This window comes from Streptomyces sp. NPDC031554 (genome assembly GCF_055580685.1).
In genome coordinates this window covers 252667-277034 of sequence record NZ_JBVIKX010000003.1, presented here as the reverse complement: position 1 = coordinate 277034, position 24368 = coordinate 252667, and the positions used below count along the sequence as shown (strand labels likewise).

Sequence of the window (24368 nt, the reverse complement as noted above, 5' to 3'; positions counted from 1 at the left end):
GCTTGACGAGCGGATGAGGAAGGAGGGACGTCGGGGATGAGCACCAAGGACTTCATCGAGAAGGACTACTACAAGGTCCTCGGCGTCCCCAAGGACGCCACCGAGGCGGAGATCAAGAAGGCGTACCGGAAGCTCGCCCGCGAGTTCCACCCGGACGCCAACAAGGGCAACACCAAGGCCGAGGAGCGCTTCAAGGAGATCTCCGAGGCGAACGACGTCCTCGGCGACCCCAAGAAGCGCAAGGAGTACGACGAGGCACGCGCCCTCTTCGGCAACGGCGGATTCCGCCCGGGGCCGGGCACGGGCGGCGGCTCCTTCAACTTCGACCTGGGCGACCTCTTCGGGGGCGCCCAGGGCGGCGGCGCCGGCGGTGGAGCCGGCGGCTTCGGCGGCGGACTCGGCGACGTCTTCGGGGGCCTGTTCAACCGCGGCGGCACGGGCACCACCCGGACCCAGCCCCGGCGCGGCCAGGACATCGACACCGAGGTCACCCTGACCTTCACGGAGGCCATCGAGGGCGCGACGGTCCCGTTGCGCATGTCCTCGCAGTCCCCCTGCAAGGCCTGCTCCGGCACCGGCGACAAGAACGGCACGCCGCGCGTGTGCCCGACCTGCGTCGGCACCGGCCAGGTGGCGCGGGGTTCGGGCGGCGGGTTCTCGCTGACCGATCCCTGCCCGGACTGCAAGGGCCGCGGCCTGATCGCCGAGCACCCCTGCACGGACTGCAAGGGCAGCGGCCGCGCCAAGTCCTCCCGCACCATGCAGGTCCGCATCCCGGCGGGCGTCACCGACGGGCAGCGCATCCGGCTGCGCGGCAAGGGAGCGCCCGGCGAGCGCGGCGGCCCGGCCGGCGACCTGTACGTCCTCGTCCACGTCGACGCGCACCCGGTCTTCGGCCGCAAGGACGACAACCTCACGGTGACCGTCCCGGTGACGTTCACGGAGGCCGCCCTCGGCGGGGAGATCAGGGTGCCCACGCTGGGCGGCCCCTCGCTCACGCTGAAGCTGCCGCCCGGCACGCCCAACGGGCGCACCATGCGGGCGCGCGGCAAGGGCGCAGTCCGCAAGGACGGCACCCGCGGCGATCTGCTGGTCACCGTGGAGGTGAGTGTGCCGAAGGACCTCTCGGGGAAGGCTCGGGACGCACTGGAGGCGTATCGCGAGGCGACCGCGGGTGAGGATCCGCGGGAGGAGCTGTTCGAGGCAGCGAAGGGAGCTTGAGAGTGATGGACGGCCGTCGGCGCAATCCGTATGAACTGACCCAGGAGACCCCGGTCTACGTCATCTCGGTGGCGGCCCAGCTCTCCGGTCTGCACCCGCAGACCCTGCGCCAGTACGACCGCCTGGGGCTGGTCTCCCCGGACCGCACCGCCGGCCGGGGCCGCCGCTACTCGGCCCGTGACATCGAACTGCTGCGCACGGTGCAGCAGTTGTCCCAGGACGAGGGCATCAACCTGGCGGGCATCAAGCGGATCATCGAACTGGAGAACCAGGTCGTCGCCCTCCAGTCCCGCATCGCGGAGCTGGAGGACGCCCTCGACGGCGCGGCGGCGACCATGCGGCAGCGCGAGGCCGCCGTGCACGCCTCCTACCGGCGCGACCTGGTGCCCTACCAGGAGGTCCAGCAGACCAGCGCCCTGGTCGTGTGGCGCCCGAAGCGGCAGCAGTCCGCGGACTGACGACGCGTCGGCACGTCCGAAGGGGCCCGGAGGTCGATTCCTCCGGGCCCCTTCGCGCTGCCCGGGCGGGCGGGAGGCCGGGACGGCAGGGGACCGGGCGGTCGTCCGGGCGGCGCCCCGAACCGGTGCCGGCGGTGGGGAGGAGGATCGGCCGACTTCGTGCGGTCCTGTGTTCGGGCGGGACGGCCAGGCGGCCCGCCGTGATGACGGTCCGTGAGAGTGCGGGGCTCCGGGCGGCCGTTCGCGGAGGTGCGAAACCCGTGCCGGGTGAAGGGTCCGTAAAGGGGTTTTGAAGGGTTTCCGCCCGGTCTTCATGCGCCTTCACGCGCTAAGCGGAGGGTGATGTTGTCACTTCGTTAAGTAGTACGGCTTGACGCCGGTGGTCGCCGCCGCGTTGGCTTTTGAGCCACCTGGGACAACATGTCGCACCCATGTCCGGAACGCACCTGAAGTGAGCCCTCGAATGCGTCGTATCGCCATAGCCGTGGCTGCCTCCACGATGTCCCTCTCGCTCGCGGGATGCGGGATGCTGAGCGCGGCGGAGGACGGCGGCGAAGCGACGCCGACGAAGAGCAACGACATCACCGTCGGCGTGCTGATGCCGGAGAAGACGAACACCCGTTACGAGGAGTTCGACTACCCCATCATCAAGGAGAGGGTCGCCTCCCTCACCGGCGACAAGGGCAAGACGGAGTACGCCAACGCGGACGCGAAGAGCGCGACCCAGGTGAGCCAGATGGAACGGATGATCGACGAGAAGGTCGACATCATCCTGCTCGACGCCGTCGACTCGCACGCCATCGCGGACACCGTGCAGAAGGCCAAGGACGCCGGCATCCCGGTCATCGCCTACGACCGGCTGGCCGAGGGCCCGATCGACGCGTACGTCTCCTTCGACAACGAGCTGGTCGGCGAGGTGCAGGGCCGCACCCTGGTCGAGGCGATCGACACGCCCAGCACCGCCGACAAGATCGTCATGATGAACGGCTCGCCCACCGACCCGAACGCCAAGCAGTTCAAGGACGGCGCGCTGTCGGAACTGAACGGCCGGGTGACGATCTCCGAGTCCTTCGACACCAAGGACTGGAGCCCGAAGATCGCCCGCTCCAACATGGCCGAGGCGATCGAGAAGATCGGCAAGGGCAACATCGCGGCCGTCTACTCGGCCAACGACGCCATGGCCGGCGGCATCATCGAGGCGCTGCGCGCCGCGGGCGTCGAGGAACTGCCGCCGATCACCGGCCAGGACGCGGAGCTGCCCGCGGTGCAGCGGATCCTCGCAGGTGAGCAGTACATGAGCGTGTACAAGCCCTACCCGCAGATGGCGGAGGCGGCCGCGGAGATGGCCGTCGCCAAGGTCCAGGGCCGTGACATCGAGTTCGACGCCCTGACCCGCGACAAGATCGACAGCCCCACCGACAAGGACATCCCGGCCCAGCTGGTCACCGTGGTGGCGCTGACGAAGAAGAACATCAAGGACACCGTCATCGCGGACGGCATCTACAAGCCGTCCGACATCTGCACCGCCAAGTACGCGGCCGCCTGCCAGGCCCTCAACCTGAACTGAGCGCGCGAGCCGGCGGGGACGGGGCCCCCGGCCGCCGTCCTCGCCCGTCCGTGACGAGGCGCCGGGCCGGCCACCGGAGCGCCGCCGACGCCCGCGTACGCCTCCCGGGGGACGAGGGCGAGGCGGAGGGCGGACGTCGTCCCGCACGGCCGGGACGGGCCCTGCCCGGCGGCGGGGGGCCGGCCCGCCGGCCCTGAGACCGCTCGACCGTCCGACGCCGGGCCTCCGGCGTCCACGGCCTCTACGGGCTCTTTCATCCTCTCCGGTGGCCGGTCCGACGGGCCCCGGTCCGCGCGGCTGTTCCCGGGCCTCCGGCCGCCGTGATCGTTCCCGGTCTCCGGACTTCCGTGGTGTTGCCGGGCTTCCGGCTCCCGCGGCCCGTGCCGGCTCCCGCGGCCCGTACCGGCTCCCGAGGGCGTCGGAGAGGGTGCCCGGTCCGGGCAGACCCGGCAGAGCCCGCACCGGGCCGTCGGACGGCCCTCAGAGGTCCAGCGGCGCCCGGTCCGGCCCGGCGCCGCCCGCACGGAGCCCGTACACGGCCCGCGCCCTCCGGTGGGCCTTTCCGGCTCGCGTTCTCCGGCTCGTGCCTTCCGGCCCGCGTCCTTCGGTCGGTCCCTCCGAGCCCGCACTCCCCTTTCGGTCCCTTCGGGCTCGCACCCTTCGGCCCGCGCCCTCCGGTCGCCCCCGGCCCGCCGCCCCGGGGCGCCGGCCGGTGTGCTGCGGCAGGAGCGTCGTCCGGGTTCCTGAGCCACTGATCCTCCTGAGCCCCCAGGCGTCGACCGGGTGTGCCTCCGGGCCCGGCCGGAGGCCCCGAGAGTGGTGAGGCTGTGAGGGCCAAGGGTCGGGGCGGCGCGCCCGCGCCCATGCCCGCACCCGCGCCCGCGGCTGTGCCGTGACGCCCCGGCCGGTGACCGCGAGGGCCGTCGTGGCGTCCCGGCGCCGCCGTAGTCCCCGGAGCGGTACGGGCGGCCGCCCTGCCGTGCCGATGCCGAAGCCTGGAGGTACAGACGTACGGAGGTACGGACGTACGGAGGTGCGGAGGTGCGGACGGCGCGTCCCGCCCGTCGCGGCGGGGCGCACGCGTGCGCGTGGCGGGGCGCCGTGAGGGGGCCTCGGGGTGGCGCGCGACGCGGTGGTCACCCGACGGGGCGCGGGCGCACAGGCGTGCGAGGACCCGGACGGATTCCCGCCGGACCCCCGCGGGGAGCATCAGCTTGTTGCAAGGTGAGGGGCGGAGGCCGGGAGGAATCCGTGCAAATGGACGGAATTCACAGGGGACTTGGAGAGGAGCCGTGTTGCGGAGCCGGTCCGGGGCCGCGCATAGTTGCGCTGCGGAAAACGCGGGCGACGCGCGACACGCGGACGGCGGGGGTGGGATGGACGATGGCCGGGCACGGGGCGGAGGAGCATCCTCACGGTGCTGACCGACTGTGCGAGGCCGGGGACCGCGTGTACTCCCGGGCCGTACGGCGGGGCCGGGTGCCGCGCCGGGACGCCCAGCCGGTGCCCTGCCTGCTGGACCTCGCGCTGCTGCACCCCGACCCCGACGACATGGACTGGCTGGTCCCCACCGCTCCGCAGGAGGTCATGACCCGGCTGCTGCGCGGACTCTACGACGAGGTGAGCTCCAGCCGGCTGCGGATGGGTTCGGCGGTCGCCGCCTTCGAGTGGTACGCCGGGCTCGGCGGGCCCGCGCCGGGCGGACCGGCCGGGGAGGGCGCGGCGATCCGCGTGCTGGACGGGGCCTCCCGGATCCAGGCGGCCCTCGACGAGGCGACGGAGGCGTGCACCACCGAGGTGCTGACGGTGCAGCCCGGCGGCATCCGCCGCGAGCACGAACTGTCGGAGGGGCTGCACCGGGCGCTCGCCCTGCGCGGGCGGGGCGTGCGGATGCGCGACCTCTACAACCACGTCGCCCGGCACGGCCAGGGCCTGCTCAACTACCTGGAGCTGATGGGCGACGCGGTCGAGGCACGCACCCTCGACGAGGTCGTCGACCGGCTGATCCTGTTCGACCGCACGGTGGCGTTCATCCCCGCCAACGCCGACCGCACCATGGCGCTGGAGCTGCGCCACCCGGCCCTGGTCGCCTACCTGGGCACGGTCTTCGACCGGCTCTGGCGGCTGGCGGTCCCGCTGACCGCCGCGCTGCCCGACACCCGCGTCGAGGGCGTCTCCCACCGCGAGCAGTCCATCGCCGCGCTGCTGGCGGAGGGACACCAGGACGCGGTGATCGCCGAACGCCTCGGCATCAGCGTGCGCACCTGCCGCGCGCACATCGCCCGCCTCTCGGAGACGCTCGGGGCGGCCAGCCGCACCCAGCTGGGCGTGCGCATCGCCCAGGTCGGCCTCGACGTGCCGCGCACCGCCGACCCCGCTCAGCCCTCCGGGTCGAGGATCCCCGAGCGCCCGATGAGGTAGCCGAGCTGGGCGCGGCTCTCGCTGCCGAGGGTGGCGGCGAGTTTGGCGATGTGGACCCGGGCCGTACGGACGTTCATGCCGAGGCGGTCGGCGATGACGGCGTCGGTGTGGCCCTCGACGAGGAGCGCGGCGATGGCGCGCTGGCGCGGGGTGACACCGTCGCGGGTGGGCTGGGTGACCGTCTCGGGGTACATGGGGGTGGCCAGGCGCCAGAGCCGGTCGAAGACCGTGCGCAGGAAGGAGATCAGCGCGGGGTGGCGGATCTCGAGGGCGAGGCTGCGGTCGGCGTTGGCGGGGATGAACGCCACCGTCCGGTCGACCAGGAGGAGACGGTCGGTGATCTCGTCCAGGGTGCGGGCCTGCGCGTCGCCCCGGAGCTGTTCGTAGCGGGACAGCACGAGGGGCCGGTGCCGCTGCGTGTGCTGGTACAGGGCGCGGATACGGCCGCCGCGGTCGAGGAGATCCTGGTCGCGGCGCATGGCGACGGCCTGGGCCGCCTCGCCGCGGGCGTCCGCGTAGTGGCTGCTGGGCTGGATGCAGAGGACCTCCAGGGACGCCTCGCCCATGGCGTCGGTGATGGCCTGGTTGATCTGCTCCGTACCGCTCACCAGGCGCAGGGCCGACGCCTCCGCGTCCGCGGCGCACCGCCCGTCGATGCGGATCAGCGGCTCGAACTCCTCCAGCAGCAGGGTCTCGAGCCGCCGTTCCTCGGCGACGCGCGCCGCCGAGGTGCGCAGAAGCCGGTGCAGGGCGGTGGCCGGGGCGACCGGTCTCAGCACCCAGGGTTCGCAGGGGTCCGGGTGCAGCAGACCGAAGCCGATCAGGCAGGGGGCCTCCTTCTCGGCGTCCTTCCCGGTGATGTGACCTTCCCGCAGGGCGCGTGCGTACAGCTCCAGGCCCGCGTCGCACAGCTCCTCCACGCCGTGCTCCGGGTGCGGCGGCGTGTTCACCGGGTTCACGGCGCGGTGTCCTCCTGCTTGAGGATCCCGGACTGGGCGAGGAGGTAGCCGAGCTGGGCGCGGCTGCCGCTGCCGAGCGTGGAGGCGAGTTTGGCGATGTGCGCGCGGCAGGTGCGGACGTTCATGCCGAGCCGGCGGGCGATCGCCTCGTCGACGTGGCCCTCGACCAGCAGCTTGGCGATGGAGTGCTGGATGTCGGTGATGCCGTCCGGCGCCGGTTCGTAGGGGGCGCCCGCGCTCAGGGGCACGGCACGGCTCCACATGAACTCGAAGACCTTGATCAGGTAGCGGACGAGGCCGGGGTGGCGCAGTTCCAGCGCGACCTGCCGGTCGTCGCGGGTGGGGATGAAGGCCACGGTCTCGTCGCAGATGATGAGGCGTTCGACGAGTTCGTCGATGGTGCGGTACTCCACCTTGCCGTCGGTGAACTGGGCCACGTAGGCCAGCGTCTCGGGGCTGTGCCGGGCCGTGTGCTGGTACAGGGTCCGGATGCGCACCCCGCGGTCGGTCAGCGGCTTGTCGCGGTCGAGGGCCTGTTCGAGGGTGTGTTCCAGCCGCCGTTGGCCGGGCTGGACGGTGAGCATCTCGGACCGGCACTGTGCGGTGGCGAGGTCGAGGGCGGCGTTGATCCGGTCGAGGCCCTCCAGGACGGTGATGGAGTGCGTGGAGGCGGTGGACTGCGCGCTCAGCGCCATGAAGGGTTCGAAGGCGTCGGCGATCCGGATCGACATCCTCCGGTGCTCGCTGATCTCGCGTTCGATGGGGTTCAGGCGCTGGGCCAGGGCGACCGCCGGCGGTACGGGACGCAGCCAGTCGGCGTCGTCGGGGTCCGGGTGCAGGAGGGCGAACTCCATCAGGCACGGAGCGGGTTCCGCGTCCCCGCGGGCGATGCGTCCGGCGCGAAGGGCCTGCGCGTACAGTCGGGCGCCGGCCTCACACAATTCGGTAACCGCGTGGGGATGTGTCCCTTTAGTCCCGATAGTTTCCAAATTTCCACCCCCCAGGGTCCTGAACATGCAGGAACATGATGCACCGATCGTGTGGCCACGACGTGCCCGAATGAGCCATCGTCTTACTCGACGGGGGAAGAGGTGACCATCAAGTGAGGACGAAGCCGACTATGGGCAAGAGAAAGCTTCGCTCGGTTCTTGTCGCCGCCTTCTCCGCCGCTGTGGCCTTCGGAGTGCTGAGTGGCCTCGCGGGTGCGGAGAACGGCGTCCCGGGGGACAGCAGCTGGGGTTCGAAGCAGCCGAGCACCGCTGTCGCCGGCGACAGCAGCTGGGGCATCGTGACGCCGAACGGCGCGGACGACAGCAGTTGGGGCTGACGGGCAGATGACGACGCCTCCTGACGACCGTTCCTTCCGACGCGAGATGGCCACGGCCTACCGCTCCGGCTGGCACTTCATCGACCTGGTCACCGCCATCCCCCACAGTGGTGACTCGTTGATGGTGACGGTGTTCGGGGAGCCGGTCGTCGTGACCCGGGACGAGGAGGACGACGTACGTGCGTACCGGTGTCTGCGACGGCCGCGAGGAGCCCCCCAGCCCGTGCGGTGTGCCATCCGGTACGGAATGATCTTCGTCAACCTGGACCAGCGGGACCACCGGCTGCCGGAGTCGGCGAGCCCGGCGGTGCCCAGGACCATCTCAGCCACCCCCCGCAGTGCCTGACGCGATTCCCCCGTCGTAACAGATCGCGCAGGTACTTCCCCCCGCAGCGGCGTCACCGTGACCTGAACACGGTGACGCCGCTGTCGTTTCCTGGGGATATCTCCGGTTGTCGGACCCCGGCGAGGCGGCCGGAAACCGCCGGTGTGGATCACGTCACCCTCCGGCCGGCCCGGCATCCTCCGGCCGGCCCGGCATCCTCCGGCCGGCCCGGCATCCTCCGGCCGGCCCGTGGGCCCGTCGACCGGTCCGTCGGCCCCCGCCCGTCGCGTCCGGCGTTCCCCCTCAGTCTCAATCTCAGTCTCAGCCTCAGCCCCGGCCCATCGCCCGCGTCAGCGCGATCTCGATCACCACGCGCGTGGGATTGGGGCGCGGGGCCCGGCCGTAGCGCTCCGCGTAGCGGCGTTCGGCCTCGGCGACCCGGTCCGGTTCGGCGCGGACGACGGCCCGGCCCTCCAGCGTGGCCCAGCGTCTGCCGTCCACCTGGCACACCGCGACCCGGGCGCCCTCTGTGCCGGCCGCCAGGACGTTGCGCACCTTCGTGCTCGCCCGGTCGGCGATCACCCGGGCGAGCCGGCCTCCGGGGTCGTAGGTCACCCCGACCGGGACGACGTGCGGAGAGCCGTCCGGGCGCGGCGTGGTCAGGGTGCACAGGTGCTTTTCGCGCCAGAAGTCGAGGTACGGCGCGTCGGGGGCGCCCGGGTCCTGGGGGTATGCGGCCATGGCGGAAACCTAGCTTCCGGGGGACTCCCGGGCACAACCTTGAGTGGAATAGACTCAAGTTTGTGTACGCTGACAGAGTCAGTGACGACGGCCGGCACGCAAGGAGGAGACAGCGACCGTGGACGCAGAGCTGACCAACCGGAGTCGAGAAGCCATCCAGACCGCCGGCAACCGGGCCCTGTCCGCAGGACACCCCGACCTCACCCCGGCACACCTGCTCCTCGCGCTGCTCCAGGGGCAGGAGAACGAGAACATCGTCGATCTGCTCGCCGCCGCCGGCGCGGACCAGGCCGCCGTGCGGGCGGGCGCCGAGCAGGTGCTCGGCTCGCTGCCCAGCGTGGCCGGGTCCACCGTCGCGCCCCCGCAGCCCAACCGCGAACTGCTCGCCGTGATCGCGGACGCCCAGGAGCGTGCGCGCGAACTGGGCGACGAGTACCTCTCCACCGAGCACCTGCTCATCGGGACCGCCGCGAAGGGCGGCCGGGCCGGCGAGGTGCTCGACCGGCAGGGGGCCACCGCGAAGAAGCTGCTGGAGGCCTTCCGCAAGGCCCGCGGCGGGCGCCGGGTGACCAGCGCCGACCCCGAGGGGTCGTACAAGGCGCTGGAGAAGTTCGGCACCGACTTCACCGCCGCCGCCCGCGAGGGCCGGCTCGACCCGGTCATCGGCCGGGACACCGAGATCCGGCGCGTCGTCCAGGTGCTGTCCCGCCGGACGAAGAACAACCCCGTCCTCATCGGCGAGCCCGGCGTCGGCAAGACCGCCGTCGTCGAGGGGCTCGCCCAGCGGATCGTGAAGGGGGACGTGCCCGAGTCCCTCAGGAACAAGCGGCTCGTCTCGCTCGACCTCGGCGCCATGGTCGCCGGGGCCAAGTACCGCGGTGAGTTCGAGGAGCGGCTGAAGACCGTCCTGGCCGAGATCAAGGACTCCGACGGGCAGATCATCACCTTCATCGACGAGCTGCACACCGTCGTGGGCGCCGGCGCGGGCGGCGACTCCGCGATGGACGCGGGCAACATGCTCAAGCCGATGCTCGCCCGCGGTGAGCTGCGCATGGTCGGCGCCACGACCCTGGACGAGTACCGCGAGCGGATCGAGAAGGACGCGGCGCTGGAGCGGCGCTTCCAGCAGGTCCTCGTCGCCGAACCGTCCGTCGAGGACACCATCGCCATCCTGCGCGGCCTCAAGGGGCGGTACGAGGCCCACCACAAGGTCCAGATCGCCGACAGCGCGCTGGTGGCCGCGGCCACCCTGTCCGACCGGTACATCACCTCCCGCTTCCTGCCCGACAAGGCCATCGACCTCGTCGACGAGGCGGCCTCCCGGCTGCGCATGGAGATCGACTCGTCCCCCGTCGAGATCGACGAGCTCCAGCGCGCCGTCGACCGGCTGAAGATGGAGGAACTCGCCCTCGACAAGGAGACCGACCCCGCCTCCCGCGAGCGGCTGGAGAAGCTGCGCCGCGACCTCGCCGACAAGGAGGAGGAGCTGCGCGGCCTCACCGCCCGCTGGGAGAAGGAGAAGCAGTCCCTCAACCGGGTCGGTGAGCTGAAGGAGAGGCTCGACGACCTGCGCGGCCAGGCCGAGCGGGCGCAGCGCGACGGCGACTTCGACACCGCCAGCAAGCTGCTGTACGGCGAGATCCCGACCCTGGAGCGCGACCTGGAGGCCGCCTCCGAGGCCGAGGAGGAGGCCGCCAAGGACACCATGGTCAAGGAGGAGGTCGGCTCCGACGACATCGCCGACGTCGTCGCCTCCTGGACCGGCATCCCGGCCGGCCGCCTCCTGGAGGGCGAGACGCAGAAGCTGCTGCGCATGGAGGACGAGCTGGGCAAGCGGCTCATCGGCCAGGGCGAGGCCGTCCGGGCCGTGTCCGACGCCGTGCGCCGTTCGCGGGCCGGCATCGCCGACCCCGACCGCCCGACCGGCTCCTTCCTCTTCCTCGGCCCGACCGGCGTCGGCAAGACCGAGCTGGCCAAGGCCCTCGCGGACTTCCTCTTCGACGACGAGCGGGCCATGATCCGCATCGACATGTCGGAGTACGGCGAGAAGCACAGCGTGGCCCGGCTCGTCGGCGCCCCGCCCGGCTACGTCGGCTACGAGGAGGGCGGCCAGCTCACCGAGGCCGTGCGGCGCCGGCCGTACAGCGTGGTGCTGCTGGACGAGGTGGAGAAGGCGCACCCGGAGGTCTTCGACATCCTGCTCCAGGTCCTCGACGACGGGCGCCTCACCGACGGCCAGGGCCGCACGGTCGACTTCCGCAACACCATCCTGGTGCTGACCTCGAACCTGGGCAGCCAGTACCTGGTCGACCCGCTCTCCACCGAGGCCGAGAAGAAGGAGCAGGTCCTGGAGGTGGTCCGGGCGTCCTTCAAGCCGGAGTTCCTCAACCGGCTCGACGACCTGGTCGTCTTCTCGGCGCTGCACAAGGAGGAGCTGGCCCGGATCGCGCGGCTCCAGATCGACCGGCTCGCCAAGCGGCTGGCCGAGCGGCGGCTCACCCTGGACGTCACCGAGGAGGCCCTCGCCTGGCTCGCCCACGAGGGCAACGACCCGGCGTACGGCGCCCGGCCGCTGCGCCGCCTCGTCCAGACCGCCATCGGCGACCGCCTCGCCAAGGAGATCCTCGCGGGCGAGGTCAAGGACGGCGACACGGTCCGGGTCGACGCCTTCGAGGACGGCCTGATCGTGGGCCCCGCGCCGACCGGAAAGACCCTCTGACCGGCGCCCCGGCCCGGCCGGACACACGCCCTGAGCGGAATTCCGCCAACCGGAGGTGAACCCTCGGGGCGGGGGTTGCCACCCCCCGCCCCGCATGGGAGAGGATGGCCAGATCCGTACGAAGGGAAAATCACGGTGACCATCGACCCGTCCTCGATTCCGAACTTCGGGGGCCAGCCCGAGCCGCAGCCCCAGGGACCGGCGGGCCCCGTCGTTCCGGATCAGGATCTCGTGAAGCAGCTCCTCGACCAGATGGAGCTGAAGTACGTCGTCGACGACGAGGGAGACCTCGCGGCGCCGTGGGAGGAATTCCGCACGTACTTCATGTTCCGCGGCGAGGGTGACCAGGCGGTCTACTCGGTGCGCACGTTCTTCGACCGTCCGCACCAGATCGACGAGAAGCCCCAGATCCTGGAGGCCATCGACGACTGGAACCGCCGCACCCTGTGGCCCAAGGTCTACACGCACACCCACGACGACGGCACCGTCCGCCTCATCGGCGAGACGCAGATGCTGATCGGCGCCGGCGTCAACCTCGAGTTCTTCGTCTCCTCGACGGTGAGCTGGGTGCGCGCCTCCATCGAGTTCGACAAGTGGCTCGTGGAACAGCTGGGCCTGGAGTCCTCGGTCGACGAGACGGACAAGCCCGAGGACGACGGCAAGTCCGACGACGCGTAGCCGACCGCCCCGGGCGAACGGCACCCGCCGCCCGCCCAGGCGCACGAGAGCCCGGCCAGGGCCGCGACCCCTCGGGGTGGCGGGCCAGGGCCGGGCTCTCGCCGTGCGGGGCCTCGGTCCGGGTGTCCACAGCCTGTGGACACCCGGGCCGGGCTCCGGGGGATCCCCCCGCGCTCACGACCGAGCCGCCGCTCACGGCTGGGTCGCGGCCCCGGTGGACACCTCCGCCCACACCGTCTTGCCCACCGGCAGACGAGGTTCCGTCCCCCAGCGCACGGCCAGGACGTCCACCAGGAACAGCCCCCGACCCGACTCGCCCTCCGGGTACGACGACGGCGGGGCCGTGGGCGGCCGCTTCGCGGCGGCGGCGTCCGCGACCTCGACGCGCACCAGACCCGCGGCCGCGTCCAGGAGGAGCCGCAGCCCGAAGTCGTGCCCGGGGACCCGGCCGTGCCGTACGGCGTTCGCCGCCAGCTCGCCGACGACGAGCGCGACCGCGCACGAGGCGTCCGACACCGGCGGGTGACCCCACTCCTCCATGCGTCGCACGGCGAGACGCCGGGCGAGCCGCGCACCGCGAGGCGTGGAGGCGAACCGCGCCGCGAATGAGGGCAGTTCCTGCTCCGGAGTGGTCGTTGCTGTCAGCACGGCTTGTCCGTCCTTGTCCGCTGTGAAGAGGGAGAACTCCCTCGACGTACACGCTTCGTCACGTTCCGTACCCAAGGATCGGCAGGTCGCCCTACGCTCGACAGGTGACACAGCCTTACTTTTCCTCCCGTAAGGAACGGAAGTGACGCCTTGGCCAACGGAATCGACCCCAGTACGTCCATGGCGGCCCTCTTCGGCGCGCGGGTCCGCAGGCTCCGCACGGCGGCCGGCCTGACCCAGGCCGAACTGGGCGACAGGACGCACGTGGTGAGCACGCGCATCACCCAGATCGAGCGGGCCTCCGGAGCCAAGCCGACCCTGGAACTGGCCCGCGCCCTGGACGCGGCCCTCGGCGCGGACGACCTGCTGGTGGACCTGTGGCCGTACGTCTACCGGGAGGCGTTCCCGGACTGGTCGAGGAAGTTCATGGAGTACTCGGCGCGGGCGGTGGCCGTCCGGCAGTACGCGGCGCACGTGGTGCCGGGTCTGTTGCAGACGGAGGCCTACGCGTGGGCGGTGCTGAGCCTGGACGCACTGTTGGACGGCGAAGAGCAGCTGGAGGAGCGCGTGGCAGCCCGAATGGGACGGCAGGAACGGCTGAGTTCGCCCGACCGGCCGGAGCTGTGCGTCATCCTCGATGAGGCAGTGCTGAGGCGTCCTATCGGCGGCCATGTCGTGATGCGAAAGCAGTTGGCACGGCTGCTCGACGCTGCTGCGGAACGTCATATCACCGTGCAGGTGCTGCCGTTCGAGCAAGGCGAACACGAGGCGATGGGTGGCTCGCTGACGGTCCTCGTCCTTCTTGACGGTTCCGAGGTGGCCTACACGGAAGGAGCCGACTACGGCCAGCTCATCGAGGAACCGGTCAACGTCAGCCGTTACAAGGTGATTTACGATCGGCTGCGGGCGGCAGCCCTGCCCCCGCTCATGTCACTCGACATGATCCGGTCCACGATGGAGGGCAACTACCGTGGCTCGAATCTCCCGTCCCGATCTGAACGGCGTCGTCTGGCGCAGGAGCAGCTACAGCAATCAGGCGGGGGGCGACTGCGTGGAGGTGGCCGACGGATTCCCGGGGGCCGTCGTCCCGGTCCGTGACAGCAAGGTCCCGCAGGGTCCGGCGGTGTGCTTCGAGGCTGTCTCCTGGGCCGCCTTCATAGGCGAGTTGAAGGCCGGACCGCGCCGTCGCTGAGGAGAAGGCAATCACCGTGGCTCGAATCTCCCGTCCCGATCTGAACGGCGCCGCGTGGCGCAGGAGCAGCTACAGCAATCAGGAGGGGGGCGACTGCGTGGAGGTGGCCGACGGATTCCCGGGGGTCGTCGTCCCGGTCCGTGACAGCAAGGTCCCGCAGGGGCCGGCGCTGTGCTTCGAGGCCGTCTCCTGGGCCGCCTTCATAGGCGACTTGAAGGCCGGGCAGCACCGTCCCTGAGGCGGCCGGGTCCCCGTCGCCGTCCGTGTTCCGGGCTCACCGGGCCCTTGTCCGCGAGGGTCCGGTCGGCCACTGACCTCCTGAAAGAACCGGGGGAAAGAACTACCCGCCCACCCACCCTCCCCGGCCGCGCAGCCCGCGTCACCCGTCCGGGTGACCGGCTTGCAGGGGCGGGACGCGGGCGGTTACGTTCGCCGCACAACCCCACACAGACGACGGCCCCCGGCCGGGACGGCAATCCCGATCGAGGGCCTGACCGATCAGGAAGTGAACACCTTCCCGATGGCTGACTCGCAGTCTAACGCGCGCCTGCGCGCCGACGCCGGAACACCGACCTCCGGCGTGATCCACGTCCGCACCCGCCTCACGGCCGACTTCACGGTGATCTCCAACGCCCTCGCCCAGCGGCGCGGCAGCGCGGTCACGATCGGCGTCGCGGCGTACATCGCCTCCCTGCCCGACGGCTCCCCCGTGAGCATCGCCGCCCTGTGCGAGCACTTCAACGAGGGCGAGATCCTCATCTCGCGGGCTCTCCGGGAACTGGAGGCCGCCGGACACCTGGAACGCCGCCGCGAACGAACCCCCTCCGGCCAGGTCCGCACCCGGACGTACTTCTACGACGTCCCCGGCGGCGACCCCGATCCGGGCGGGCCTTCCGGGCCGCCCCGGCCCCGGAAGCGGCCCACGCCGGCGGTCGTGCACGAAGCCGCGCGGGAAACCACGCAGCCGCCCGTGTCCGCCGAGCCCGAGACTCCGCTCCCGCTCGCCGCCGCCGAGCCCACCGCTTCGCTCGCCGCCGCCGAGACCCCGACCTCGACCCCGCTCGCCGAAGCCGATCCCCGAGCCGTCGACGTGCTCGCCGGCCTGCGCCGTGTCGACCCCCGCCTCATCCTGTCCGAGCGGGAGGTGGCCCGCCTCGCCCCGGCCGTCGGCCGGTGGCTCGCGGCGGGCCTGCTGCCCACCCACATCACGGCCCACCTCACCGCCGGGCTCCCGTCCCCCCTGCTGGCCCGCCCCGTCGGCATCCTCGCCTACCGACTCGGCGAGACGCCCCTGCCGCTACCGGTCAGAAGCGCGGAGCCCCCCGTACGCCCGGCGGTCGCACCCCGGGTGGACTGCGACGGCTGCGAGCGGCCGATGCGCACGGCGGGACACGTCCGCTGCCGTGACTGCCGCGCCGAGGACGAACTCCGCGCGGCGGGCTGAGCGTGGGACCTTCCTGCATGCGCCCACGTTCTCCCGCGAGACGACGGAGACAGGTCGGCCCCAGGACCTGTCCGGACCGAACCCGCAGCCGTATCACCAGACCCGGTGACGTGGCGCTGTCCGCCGTATCCTGACCACACGGGAAGGAGCCGTTCATGAGCGTCGACGCAATCGTGCACACCGAGTTCCCCAAGGGATACACGGTCCTGTTCGGAGCCGACGGAAAGGTGATCATGACTCCGCAGAGCTTCGAGCACTCCAGCACGATCAAGTCGATGCAGTACGACACGATCGTGTCCCTCGGGCGCCATGCGAAGACCGCCTCCGACGTCTACATCGACTTCCCCGCCGACGAGAACAGCGCCCCGGATCTGGTGATCCTGCGCGAGGACGCCCTCCGGGAGGGCAAGCGCTACAGCTTCGAGGACGTCCTGCTGATCTCCGAGGTCGTCTCGACCTCCTCCGCGCGCAAGGACTACGACGACTGCACCGCGAAGTACGGCCGGTACGGCATCCCCGCCTACCTGGTCGTGGACCCCTACGCCCAGGAAGTCGTCCTCCACACTCAGCCGACCGCCACCGGCTACATCGCGGCGCACACGCACAAGTACGGCACGGGCAAGCTCCCCATCCCCCTGGCCGACGGCCGCACCTTCACCCTCGACCTCGACGAACTCCCGCTTCCGGAGCCCGAGGCGGACGCCCGCTGACGGCGGATTCCGGCGCGGTCGCGGCGGGACCGCACCCTGATACGCCTGCAAGCCCACGAGGCGGTGGCGCCCTCGAAGATCCAGCAGTGCCTGTCTGAGTACGCGTACTCAGACGCCGTGTGGCCGATACGGATGGGTCACGTGATGTGGCGGTATTACGGTGCGTATCAGTCACCGCGGAATGCGGTTACCGAACGGATCCGCCCGGCGGCGCACCGGCAGAACACGGGGAGGCACCACGCATGGCGTGGGAGGAGTGGGAGCAGCTCAAGGCCGCGGCGACCGAGCGGCACACCACGCAGATGCAGCTCAACCAGATGCCCGCCGACCAGGGCGGCGGCGGTGGCGGCGGACCGTGGGGCAGCGGCGGCGGTTCCGACGGGATGCGGTCCGACAAGACGGTGTGGACCAGAGCCGGGACGAGTGTGGAGGGCCTGCGGGAGCCCATCACCAAAGCGCTGGCGAGGATGGCAGACGATCAGACGGGACTCGGTAAGGATTCCGAGTGCCTTACCGCTGCGGCCCAGTCGGAGGTCTACGGCTCCTGGAAGCGCTATCTCCAGGATGTGAGCAAGCGGTGCGGCAAACTGGCCGAGCTGTTCGAGAAGGTGGGCAGCGACCAGCTGAAGACCGATGAGGCGATCAAGGCTGAGATCGCTGGGCTGAAGGTCCAGTACGAGGACACTTCCGCTGTCGGCGGTAAGCCCGAGGGTCGGTGATCGGGCGCCATGGACTACACGACGCTCAAGGCCCTCAAGCCGTCCGAGTTCGCGGATGCCGCGGACGGTTACCGCGCAACGAGTGACATGGCCGGCGCCGCCAAGGACCGCATCGAAAACCAGATCGCCGCGGCCATGCGTCAGTCTTTGAAAGGCGCGGCCGCCGACGCGGCACTGGGCCAGCTCAAGGAAGCGGCCGAGAACTTCCACTACACCCAGGTCGAGTGCGGTCTGATCAGCACGGCACTCAACGGCTTCTCGTACGACCTGGAAGCAGCCAAGAAGAGGCTGGACATCGCAGTCGCGGGTGCGCAGGCGGAGAAGTTCACCGTGAACGCCGACGGGTCGATCAGTTATCCGTCGGGCGGGAAGGAGACCGACGGCAGACTTCCCGAAGGTGGCACGGTGTCCGGCCTGACGGACCCGACGGCTGCCGCGATCGGTCGCCAGGCGGGCAACGTCGATCCCAATCCCCACCGTCTTCTGGCGCAGGAGTACGCCAACCAGATCGCCACCGCTCTCAGCGAGGCCACGGAAGCCGACGGGAAGTGGGCTCCGAAGCTACGGGCGTTGAAGTCCGACGACGACCTGACCGTCTCCGACCGTGACTGGGCGGATGTGAAGAAGGACACCGGCGGTGTCCTCAAGGGGGCTGGAGAATATCTCGACAGCATCAAGGAACCACCCAAGAGCGGCAGCCCAAAAGACAACGCCGACTGGTGGAGCAGTCTCACCGCAGAGCAGCAGACGGCCTACCTGACCCTCCAACCGGCTGCCGTCGGCGCGCTCGACGGCCTGCCTGCTGACGTCCGTGACGATGCCAACCGCACAGTTCTGGCGGAAACCCAGGCGAAACACCAGATGGACCTGGACTCCATTCCCCCCGAACCTGAGCGCTACATCTATGGCCCTCACGGCGGCTATCCGCGCTTGAACGAGGAGTGGCAGGAGTGGGACGAAAAATACAGCGACAGAAAAGCTTCTCTGGAGAAGACGCTCAAGGGAATGAACGCGATCCAGAGTCGCTTCGATGCCACAGGTAAGGACGGACTTCCTCCGGCTTATCTTCTTGGATTCGATACCAAGGGTGACGGACATGCGATTGTCGCCAACGGAAACCCGGACACGGCGGACCATACGGCGGTGTACGTGCCGGGAACGACATCACGCCTCGAAGGAGCCGGTGGGGACATCGGGCGAATGACCAGGGTGTGGGCAGAAGCTCATGCAATGAATCCAAGCCAGTCCGTTTCCACGATCACCTGGATCGGCTACGACGCCCCGCAGAACATCGCGCCGGAGGCGATGGATGACGACTGGGCGTACGACGGAGCACCGAAGCTCAACAGATTCCTGGACGGACTCGAGACGGCTCAAGGCGGTCCGGACGCCAGCCACACGACCGTCATCGGCCACAGCTACGGTTCCACGACGGTCGGCGCCGCATCCATGGCAGAAGGGGACATGTCGACGGACGACATCGTCGTGGCCGGCAGCCCTGGCATGCTCGTGGGCGATGCGAACGATCTCGACGTGGGCAAGGACCACGTGTGGTCCGAGGCCGCTACCAGCGACCCCGTGCCGACTGGTGGCAAGGTGGCCCGCCTCGGCGGTGAGAAGTGGGACGTAGAGACCTGGAACGGAATCCCCTTCAACGCCGGGTACGTTCAGGTCATCCCCTCCGACGAAGCCTTCGGCGCCCATCGCATGGACGTGGACACAAGTGGTCACAGCGACTACTGGAACGAAAGCTCGCAAAGCCTCAAGAACCAGGCGGCGGTGGTTGTCGGCCGCTACGACAAGGTAGAGGAAGACGATTGATTTCCCCCGACCGCAACCGTCGCCTTCGGGCTCACCGTCTTGGTGTCGCCTTCTTGGTCGCTGTTCTTTCTCTCGCCGGAACAGGATGTTCGAGCACAGTGGACCGCAGCGAAAAAACATCTGCAGCAAATGAACCCACCAGTTCCAAGGACGTCACGCTCGACGTTGAAGAGGCTCGGGAGAGAACGAAGGCTGTTTCCAGCCAGATCTACGACATGATCGGCATCAAGGAAGGGAAGGTGACTGAGCCCGGACCCGGCATCGCGCCCTGCGAAGAAGATCCTGAGCACCTGTACAGCACTGTTCACGCCTGGTCCGTCTACGGCATCTCCGAAGGCGAACTGAAGGACGGATTTCAGCGCCTGAAGGACGATCTCCCCGGCCAGAACTGGGATATCGTCGAGTACGGCCCCAACAGCAGCAAGAGCAAGACGCTGGAGATTACGGCCGACTCCAAGACGGAGCCCTTCTCTTTGAACGCCGAGCTGTGGGTTTCGAGTCCTGAAGCAGGGGCGGAGAAAGACCCGAAGATCCTGGTCAACCTTACATCCGGATGTTTTCGCGCCCCCAAGGAGACCAACCTTGACCAGGAATTCTAGCCTTCAGAGAAGAACGGCTGGTCAGGTGAGTGATCCTGGACAATATGCGGACACTCCGGTTCCGACGCCTCGACCGGCGGGAACTGAGTCCGTTCCCCTCCCGTGTCGCCGCGTCCGAAGGGGAGTGGGCGGAATGCGTGGGTTCAGGGCGCCGGGTGCTGCAGGCGTTCTGTCGCCTCGGTGAGGATCTGCTTCTTCTCGCAGAAGGCGAAGCGGACGGACGGGGCGCCCATCTCGCGGTGGTCGTAGAAGACTGCGTCGGGGATGGCGACGACTCCCGCGCGTTCGGGGAGGGTTCGGCAGAAGGCGATGCCGTCCGTCTCGCCGAGCGCACGGCCGCCACCAGGCCCGGCGCCCCCGTCACTCAGCCCACTCCGTGTTCGCGCACCTGCTGGTGTGCGGCGCGGGTCGGTTGCGAAAAGGGCGCTGTGCCCGACCCCGAGCCCCGTCAGCAGGGCACCGGTCAGCCCGCGAACGCCGTGCGGAGTCGTTCCGCCGCGTCTGTCAGCACCTCGGTGCGCTTACAGAAGGCGAAGCGGACGAACGGGGCGCCTGCCTCGCGGTGGTCGTAGAAGACGGCGTTGGGGATGGCGACGACTCTCGCGCGTTCGGGGAGGGCGCGGCAGAAGGCGATGCCGTCCGTCTCGCCGAGGGGGCGGATGTCGGCGGTGACGAAGTACGTGCCCGCCGGGCGGTAGACCGTGAGGCCCGCCTCCGTGAGGCCGGCGGCGAGCAGATCGCGCTTCGCCTGCATGCCCGCGCGGAACTCCTCGAAGTACGTGTCCGGCAGCGCGAGCGCCTCGGCGACGGCGTACTGGAAGGGGCCGGAGGCGACGTACGTCAGGTACTGCTTCGCCGAGCGCACGGCCGCCACCAGGCCCGGTGCCCCCGTCGCCCAGCCGACCTTCCAGCCCGTGAACGAGAACGTCTTGCCGGCGCTGCCGATCGTCACCGTCCGGTCCCGCATCCCCGGCAGGGTGGCCAGGGGCACGTGTTCGGACCCGTCGAAGACCAGGTGCTCGTACACCTCGTCGGTGACGACCAGCAGGTCGCGTTCCACGGCCAGTTCGGCGATCGCGGTCAGCTCCTCGCGGGTGAGGACCGTGCCGGTCGGGTTGTGCGGGGTGTTGACCAGGAGGAGACGCGTGCGGTCCGTCACGGCGTCGCGCAGCTCGTCGAGGTCGAGGCGGAAGCGGGCCTCCGCGGGGTCGGGCCGCAGCGTCACCGGCACCCGCGTGGCGCCCGCCATGGCGATGCAGGCCGCATAGGAGTCGTAGTACGGCTCCAGGGCGACGACCTCGTCCCCCGGCTCCAGCAGGGCCAGCAGGGCGGCGGCGATCGCCTCGGTGGCGCCCGCCGTGACCAGGACCTCGGTGTCCGGGTCGAACGTCAGGCCGTAGCGGCGGCGCTGGTGCCCGGCGATCGCCGTGCGCAGTTCGGGGATGCCGGGGCCCGGCGGGTACTGGTTGCCGCGGCCGTCCCGCAGCGCCCGCACGGCCGCCTCGCGGATCTCCTCGGGCCCGTCCGTGTCCGGGAACCCCTGGCCGAGATTGAGGGACCCGGTCCGCAGGGCCAGCGCGGACATCTCGGCGAAGACCGTCGTCCCGAACTCGGCGAGACGGCGGTTGAGGAAGGGGCGTGCGGTGGCGGTCATGCCGGTCATCCTGCGCCGAAGCTCTGGACTTCCTCAAGTGCGCTTTGGCGGCCGGGACGGCCGGGCATCCCCCGTGCACGCGCCGGTCGCACCGGTCGCGCGAGGCGCCCACGGGGGGCCGCTTCGGGGGATTCGGAAGGAGGGTGGAGCCATGGCAGTCGGCATCATCCTGGCGGTACTCGCAGTCGTCGTCCTGCTGGTGGTCGTCATCGTCACGGCCGTCCGCAGGAGCACCGCCGGACACCGGGGACCGTCCCGGCCCGGCTCCCGTTCACGCGGGGGAGGCGGCGGCAGCAGCAGCGGGGACAGCGGCAGCAGCTGGTGGGTGGCCGGCGGGGCCGCCGTGACGTGCAGCTCCTCCTCGGGAAGCGACTCGGGCGGCGACTCCGGCGGATCTCACTCGGGCGGCGGTCACTCCTGCGGCGGCGGATCCTCGTCGTCCTGCGGGGGCGGCTCCTCCTGCGGGGGAGGAGGCGGCGGATGCGGCGGAGGCAGCTGACACGGGGCAGCTGAGCTTCCCCCGCGGGGAGCAGCGTCCGGGCCGCGGGGCCGTCCCTCACCGAGGGCGCCCCGCGGTCGCACCATGTCCGGCGCGCGGGGCGCGTGGGGGTCGTTCCCGGCCGCACCGCGCACGCCGGGGTTGAACAGTTGAGCTGAGGGGCCCTCTGAGGGATGGAAACCCCACGAAGTTGGGTAAAAACGCTGTGGTGCCGCCACAGTTCATGATTCCCTCTAAAACACCAACGCAGCCCCTCGGACCCCTCGGACGTCCCGCGCGGACGCCCTCCCCACGCCGGGCCGGCCGGGGCCGACTTCCCCGGAGTCACCGGGGTGCGCCGGACCTTTCCTTTTCTGTGCGTTCTAGCGGAGCCGAGTCATGCTCACGACCCTGAACACCTCCTACACCGACACGTGCGCGGCCGACCTGGCCTGGGCCCTGGGGCGTGAACCGCTGCCCGCCCTGGCCACACTCGACCTCGAACTGTCCGGGGCCATAATCCAGTTGAGGCTGCTCGGCGCCTCGCACCAGGTGCTTCTGGAGGAGGACGGGGGCTTCTGCTCCGAGACGGTCGCCTGTCTCTCCGGCAGCAGCACCCCCCTCCCGCACGGCGTGGCCGAGCGGGTGGGGGACTGGGAGTACGAGTTCGCGGCCCGGGTCGAGACGCTGACGCCGGACCGGTTCGCGAGCCGGGCCCAGGAACTGCTGGCCCTGGTCTCCGATCACCCGCACGGCCTCGCGGGCGTCTTCCCGGGCAGCCCGCACGCCTTCACCGCCCTGCTCGCGCAGCGCCACGACGGGCAGGTGCGCTGGCGGACCTGGCACGCCTACCCGCAGGACGGGCAACTGGTGGCGACGCGGACGCGGGTGAGCGCGAGAGTGCCGGCGTACTGAACCGCGTCCCAAACGCAGGACACCTGATCGACCGTGAATTTCACACGCGTGGGTGACAAAGGGTGTCGCAATCGTCACGTAACGTCGCAGTCGTGATCGAACCGCACGCACCGGCCGCACCCGGCGCGACGCCCGGTGGACCGGCCGGTGCCCTGCCCGGTGCCCTGCCCGGTGTCCTGCCCGGCGCCCCACCCGGCGTCCCGCCCCGGCGCGGTTCCGCGCGGTTGCCCGTCCGGCCGGGCACCGGACGGTTCCTGGTGCTCGCGTGCGTGTTCGTCTGCGCGGCCTGCGGTCTGGTGTACGAACTCGAACTGGTCGCCCTCGCCTCGTACCTGATGGGCGACTCGGTCACTCAGGCCTCCGTCGTGCTGTCCGTCGTGGTGTTCGCGATGGGCATCGGCTCCCTCGCGGCCAAACGGCTGCGCCGCCTCGCCGCCGCCGGGTTCGCCGCCGTCGAGGTGGTCCTCGCCCTCGTCGGCGGCTGCAGCGCCATGGCCCTGTACGCCGTCTTCGCCTGGACGGGCGGCTGGGGCGGCCTGTGGGGGAACGGTCCGCGCGTCCTGCTCGTCGCCTTCTGCCTCACCATCGGACTGCTCATCGGTGCCGAGGTGCCGCTGCTGATGGAGCTGATCCAGCGCGTCCGCCGCCAGGACGCGGGCGGCGCGGTCGCCGACCTGTTCGCCGCGGACTACGTGGGCGCCCTGGTCGGCGGCCTGGCCTTCCCGTTCCTGCTGCTGCCCTTCCTGGGCCAGCTGACCAGCTCCCTGCTGACCGGCGCGGTCAACGTGATCGCCGGGGGCGCCCTCGTCCTCGGCCTGTTCCGCCGCGACCTCACCCGCCGCACCCGTCGGCTCCTCCTCGTCGCCGACGTCACCGTCCTCGCCGTCCTCGCCTGTGCCGCCGCCCTCGTCGACGACTTCGAACAGGCGGCCCGTCACGCGGTCTACGGCGACGACGTCCGGGTCGCCCTGCACACCGGCGTCCAGGAGATCGTCCTCACCGGCGGCACCGGCGGCACCGGCGGCCGTCCTCTCGGCCTCTACCTCGACGGACGGCTCCGCGGCGGCCACGACCGGCTCCGCCACCACCGGCCCCTGGTCCGCCCCGCGACGGCCGGCCCCCACGCGCGCGTCCTCGTCCTCGGCGGCGGCGACGGACTGGCCGCCCGCGAGGTCCTCGCCCGCCCCGGCACCCGCCGCGTCGACGTCGTCGACCTCGACCCCGGCCTGATCCGGCTGGCCCGCGCCGACCCCGGACTCTCCCGCCTCAACGGCCACGCCCTCGACGACCCGCGCGTGCGCGTCACCGTCGACGACGCCTTCCACCGGCTGCGCGAGACCCCGCCGGGCACGTACGACGTGGTGATCGCCGACCTGCCCGACCCCGGCATGACCGCCGCCACGAAGCTGTACTCCCAGGAGTTCTACGGCCTCACCCGCCGCGCGCTGCGCCCGGGCGGCCGGCTCGCGGTCCACGCCGGCCCCGTCGACGCCCGGCCGTACGCCTTCTGGACGGTCGAGGCGACGATGCGCGCGGCCGGTCTGCGCACCGCCCCCTACCGGGCCGAGGGCGGCCGGGGCTTCGTCCTGGCCGCGGCCGGGACCCGCCCCGACCTGCGGCTCGGCCCCGGCGAGCGGGCGCTGCGGACGGGACCGGGCGGCCTGCGGGCCTCCACCCTCACCCACCCGCGCCACTGAGCGCGCGCGGGGTACGCCCGGCCGGTGCGCGGGGGTGCCGATCCAGATTTCGGCGGGTGCATTCCCGGACGTGCT

At 71.0% G+C, this 24368-nt stretch carries 23 protein-coding genes and 2 pseudogenes; 19 read left to right on the top strand and 6 right to left on the bottom strand.

All coding sequences use genetic code 11. The features are described from left to right. Nucleotides 1-36: 36 nt before the first annotated feature. The 4 genes and pseudogenes from dnaJ to ACZ5FU_RS09895 all read left to right on the top strand — a co-directional run bounded on the left by dnaJ (nt 37) and on the right by ACZ5FU_RS09895 (nt 5662). Nucleotides 37-1221, top strand: a complete 1185-nt coding sequence (gene dnaJ, locus ACZ5FU_RS09910; protein ID WP_451527779.1) for a molecular chaperone DnaJ — start codon at nt 37-39, stop codon at nt 1219-1221. A 5-nt stretch (nt 1222-1226) separates the two neighbouring features. Continuing rightward, the gene (locus tag ACZ5FU_RS09905; protein WP_382791957.1) at nt 1227-1679 is read left to right on the top strand and encodes a heat shock protein transcriptional repressor HspR; all 453 of its coding nucleotides are present in this window, start codon (nt 1227-1229) and stop codon (nt 1677-1679) included. Nucleotides 1680-2142: 463 nt separating this feature from the next. Further along, nucleotides 2143-3246 carry a sugar ABC transporter substrate-binding protein gene (locus ACZ5FU_RS09900; RefSeq protein ID WP_451527778.1) on the top strand — a complete coding sequence of 368 codons (1104 nt, stop codon included), beginning with the start codon at nt 2143-2145 and terminating at the stop codon, nt 3244-3246. A gap of 1383 nt (nt 3247-4629) precedes the next feature. Continuing rightward, nucleotides 4630-5662: pseudogene (locus tag ACZ5FU_RS09895) on the top strand (helix-turn-helix transcriptional regulator). Here the strand turns inward: ACZ5FU_RS09895 and ACZ5FU_RS09890 are convergent. Further along, nucleotides 5625-6617 carry a helix-turn-helix transcriptional regulator gene (locus tag ACZ5FU_RS09890; RefSeq protein ID WP_451781776.1) on the bottom strand — a complete coding sequence of 331 codons (993 nt, stop codon included), beginning with the start codon at nt 6615-6617 and terminating at the stop codon, nt 5625-5627. The pseudogene ACZ5FU_RS09895 and the gene ACZ5FU_RS09890 overlap by 38 nt on opposite strands. Nucleotides 6618-6622: 5 nt before the next feature. Further along, nucleotides 6623-7642 (bottom strand): helix-turn-helix transcriptional regulator, encoded by a 1020-nt coding sequence (locus tag ACZ5FU_RS09885; RefSeq protein ID WP_451527777.1) that lies wholly within the window; start codon nt 7640-7642, stop codon nt 6623-6625. Nucleotides 7643-7746: 104 nt separating this feature from the next. Here ACZ5FU_RS09885 and ACZ5FU_RS09880 point away from each other — a divergent pair, with 104 nt between their 5' ends. Beyond that, entirely contained in the window at nt 7747-7953 is a 207-nt protein-coding gene (locus ACZ5FU_RS09880; RefSeq protein WP_451527776.1) for a hypothetical protein, read from the top strand. A gap of 7 nt (nt 7954-7960) precedes the next feature. Continuing rightward, on the top strand, nt 7961-8299 hold the full coding sequence (locus ACZ5FU_RS09875) for a hypothetical protein (protein WP_451527775.1): 339 nt from the start codon (nt 7961-7963) through the stop codon (nt 8297-8299). Between the two features lie 306 nt (nt 8300-8605). Here the strand turns inward: ACZ5FU_RS09875 and ACZ5FU_RS09870 are convergent, their stop codons facing one another. Next, entirely contained in the window at nt 8606-9019 is a 414-nt protein-coding gene (locus ACZ5FU_RS09870) for a pyridoxamine 5'-phosphate oxidase family protein (protein WP_451527774.1), read from the bottom strand. 118 nt (nt 9020-9137) lie between these two features. Between ACZ5FU_RS09870 and clpB the strand changes: the two genes are divergently transcribed. Then, nucleotides 9138-11738, top strand: coding sequence for an ATP-dependent chaperone ClpB (clpB, locus tag ACZ5FU_RS09865; protein WP_451527773.1), 2601 nt, complete (start codon nt 9138-9140; stop codon nt 11736-11738). Nucleotides 11739-11873: 135 nt separating this feature from the next. Beyond that, the gene (locus tag ACZ5FU_RS09860) at nt 11874-12416 is read left to right on the top strand and encodes a YbjN domain-containing protein (protein ID WP_451527772.1); all 543 of its coding nucleotides are present in this window, start codon (nt 11874-11876) and stop codon (nt 12414-12416) included. Nucleotides 12417-12608: 192 nt separating this feature from the next. Here ACZ5FU_RS09860 and ACZ5FU_RS09855 read toward each other — a convergent pair whose 3' ends face one another. Beyond that, nucleotides 12609-13064: an ATP-binding protein gene (locus tag ACZ5FU_RS09855; protein ID WP_451781750.1), complete on the bottom strand. Its 456-nt coding sequence runs from the start codon at nt 13062-13064 to the stop codon at nt 12609-12611. Nucleotides 13065-13244: 180 nt separating this feature from the next. Between ACZ5FU_RS09855 and ACZ5FU_RS09850 the strand changes: the two genes are divergently transcribed. From ACZ5FU_RS09850 to ACZ5FU_RS09815, 8 genes are all read left to right on the top strand, one after another. Then, nucleotides 13245-14162 carry a helix-turn-helix domain-containing protein gene (locus ACZ5FU_RS09850; protein ID WP_468834281.1) on the top strand — a complete coding sequence of 306 codons (918 nt, stop codon included), beginning with the start codon at nt 13245-13247 and terminating at the stop codon, nt 14160-14162. Then, the gene (locus tag ACZ5FU_RS09845) at nt 14116-14256 is read left to right on the top strand and encodes a DUF397 domain-containing protein (RefSeq protein ID WP_469045179.1); all 141 of its coding nucleotides are present in this window, start codon (nt 14116-14118) and stop codon (nt 14254-14256) included. Before ACZ5FU_RS09850 ends, ACZ5FU_RS09845 begins: the two co-directional genes overlap by 47 nt. Nucleotides 14257-14272: 16 nt before the next feature. Further along, nucleotides 14273-14494, top strand: coding sequence for a DUF397 domain-containing protein (locus tag ACZ5FU_RS09840; RefSeq protein WP_469045178.1), 222 nt, complete (start codon nt 14273-14275; stop codon nt 14492-14494). A gap of 282 nt (nt 14495-14776) precedes the next feature. Beyond that, a complete protein-coding gene (locus tag ACZ5FU_RS09835) occupies nt 14777-15700 on the top strand; it encodes a hypothetical protein (RefSeq protein ID WP_469045177.1) in 924 nt (307 codons plus the stop codon). Between the two features lie 155 nt (nt 15701-15855). Then, entirely contained in the window at nt 15856-16410 is a 555-nt protein-coding gene (locus ACZ5FU_RS09830; RefSeq protein ID WP_468834227.1) for a Uma2 family endonuclease, read from the top strand. Between the two features lie 242 nt (nt 16411-16652). Next, complete coding sequence (locus tag ACZ5FU_RS09825) at nt 16653-17129, top strand: hypothetical protein (protein WP_468834229.1); 477 nt, start codon at nt 16653-16655, stop codon at nt 17127-17129. Nucleotides 17130-17138: 9 nt separating this feature from the next. After that, nucleotides 17139-18950: an alpha/beta hydrolase gene (locus ACZ5FU_RS09820; protein ID WP_468834232.1), complete on the top strand. Its 1812-nt coding sequence runs from the start codon at nt 17139-17141 to the stop codon at nt 18948-18950. A 98-nt stretch (nt 18951-19048) separates the two neighbouring features. Further along, the gene (locus tag ACZ5FU_RS09815) at nt 19049-19549 is read left to right on the top strand and encodes a hypothetical protein (protein WP_469045176.1); all 501 of its coding nucleotides are present in this window, start codon (nt 19049-19051) and stop codon (nt 19547-19549) included. Nucleotides 19550-19692: 143 nt separating this feature from the next. Here ACZ5FU_RS09815 and ACZ5FU_RS09810 read toward each other — a convergent pair. Beyond that, nucleotides 19693-19884: pseudogene (locus ACZ5FU_RS09810) on the bottom strand (aminotransferase); the annotation flags it as partial. A gap of 128 nt (nt 19885-20012) precedes the next feature. After that, nucleotides 20013-21212 (bottom strand): pyridoxal phosphate-dependent aminotransferase, encoded by a 1200-nt coding sequence (locus tag ACZ5FU_RS09805; RefSeq protein ID WP_469045175.1) that lies wholly within the window; start codon nt 21210-21212, stop codon nt 20013-20015. Between the two features lie 142 nt (nt 21213-21354). Between ACZ5FU_RS09805 and ACZ5FU_RS09800 the strand changes: the two genes are divergently transcribed. The 3 genes from ACZ5FU_RS09800 to ACZ5FU_RS09790 all read left to right on the top strand — a co-directional run bounded on the left by ACZ5FU_RS09800 (nt 21355) and on the right by ACZ5FU_RS09790 (nt 24293). Next, a complete protein-coding gene (locus ACZ5FU_RS09800; RefSeq protein ID WP_451527759.1) occupies nt 21355-21702 on the top strand; it encodes a hypothetical protein in 348 nt (115 codons plus the stop codon). 378 nt (nt 21703-22080) lie between these two features. After that, the gene (locus ACZ5FU_RS09795) at nt 22081-22596 is read left to right on the top strand and encodes a DUF2617 family protein (protein ID WP_451527758.1); all 516 of its coding nucleotides are present in this window, start codon (nt 22081-22083) and stop codon (nt 22594-22596) included. Between the two features lie 92 nt (nt 22597-22688). Next, nucleotides 22689-24293, top strand: a complete 1605-nt coding sequence (locus ACZ5FU_RS09790; protein ID WP_451527757.1) for a polyamine aminopropyltransferase — start codon at nt 22689-22691, stop codon at nt 24291-24293. The last annotated feature ends 75 nt before the right edge of the window (nt 24294-24368 follow it).

Excerpts from the sequence above, each read along its gene's own strand:
- ACZ5FU_RS09835 (WP_469045177.1), top strand. The coding sequence starts at position 14,777 with ATGGCTGACTCGCAGTCTAACGCGCGCCTGCGCGCCGACGCCGGAACA.
- dnaJ (WP_451527779.1), top strand. The coding sequence starts at position 37 with ATGAGCACCAAGGACTTCATCGAGAAGGACTACTACAAGGTCCTCGGC.
- ACZ5FU_RS09820 (WP_468834232.1), top strand. The coding sequence starts at position 17,139 with ATGGACTACACGACGCTCAAGGCCCTCAAGCCGTCCGAGTTCGCGGAT.
- ACZ5FU_RS09800 (WP_451527759.1), top strand. The coding sequence starts at position 21,355 with ATGGCAGTCGGCATCATCCTGGCGGTACTCGCAGTCGTCGTCCTGCTG.
- ACZ5FU_RS09870 (WP_451527774.1), bottom strand. The coding sequence starts at position 9,019 with ATGGCCGCATACCCCCAGGACCCGGGCGCCCCCGACGCGCCGTACCTC.
- ACZ5FU_RS09830 (WP_468834227.1), top strand. The coding sequence starts at position 15,856 with ATGAGCGTCGACGCAATCGTGCACACCGAGTTCCCCAAGGGATACACG.
- ACZ5FU_RS09875 (WP_451527775.1), top strand. The coding sequence starts at position 7,961 with ATGACGACGCCTCCTGACGACCGTTCCTTCCGACGCGAGATGGCCACG.
- ACZ5FU_RS09825 (WP_468834229.1), top strand. The coding sequence starts at position 16,653 with ATGGCGTGGGAGGAGTGGGAGCAGCTCAAGGCCGCGGCGACCGAGCGG.
- ACZ5FU_RS09900 (WP_451527778.1), top strand. The coding sequence starts at position 2,143 with ATGCGTCGTATCGCCATAGCCGTGGCTGCCTCCACGATGTCCCTCTCG.
- ACZ5FU_RS09850 (WP_468834281.1), top strand. The coding sequence starts at position 13,245 with ATGGCGGCCCTCTTCGGCGCGCGGGTCCGCAGGCTCCGCACGGCGGCC.
- ACZ5FU_RS09880 (WP_451527776.1), top strand. The coding sequence starts at position 7,747 with ATGGGCAAGAGAAAGCTTCGCTCGGTTCTTGTCGCCGCCTTCTCCGCC.
- ACZ5FU_RS09805 (WP_469045175.1), bottom strand. The coding sequence starts at position 21,212 with ATGACCGGCATGACCGCCACCGCACGCCCCTTCCTCAACCGCCGTCTC.
- ACZ5FU_RS09905 (WP_382791957.1), top strand. The coding sequence starts at position 1,227 with ATGGACGGCCGTCGGCGCAATCCGTATGAACTGACCCAGGAGACCCCG.
- ACZ5FU_RS09885 (WP_451527777.1), bottom strand. The coding sequence starts at position 7,642 with ATGTTCAGGACCCTGGGGGGTGGAAATTTGGAAACTATCGGGACTAAA.
- ACZ5FU_RS09795 (WP_451527758.1), top strand. The coding sequence starts at position 22,081 with ATGCTCACGACCCTGAACACCTCCTACACCGACACGTGCGCGGCCGAC.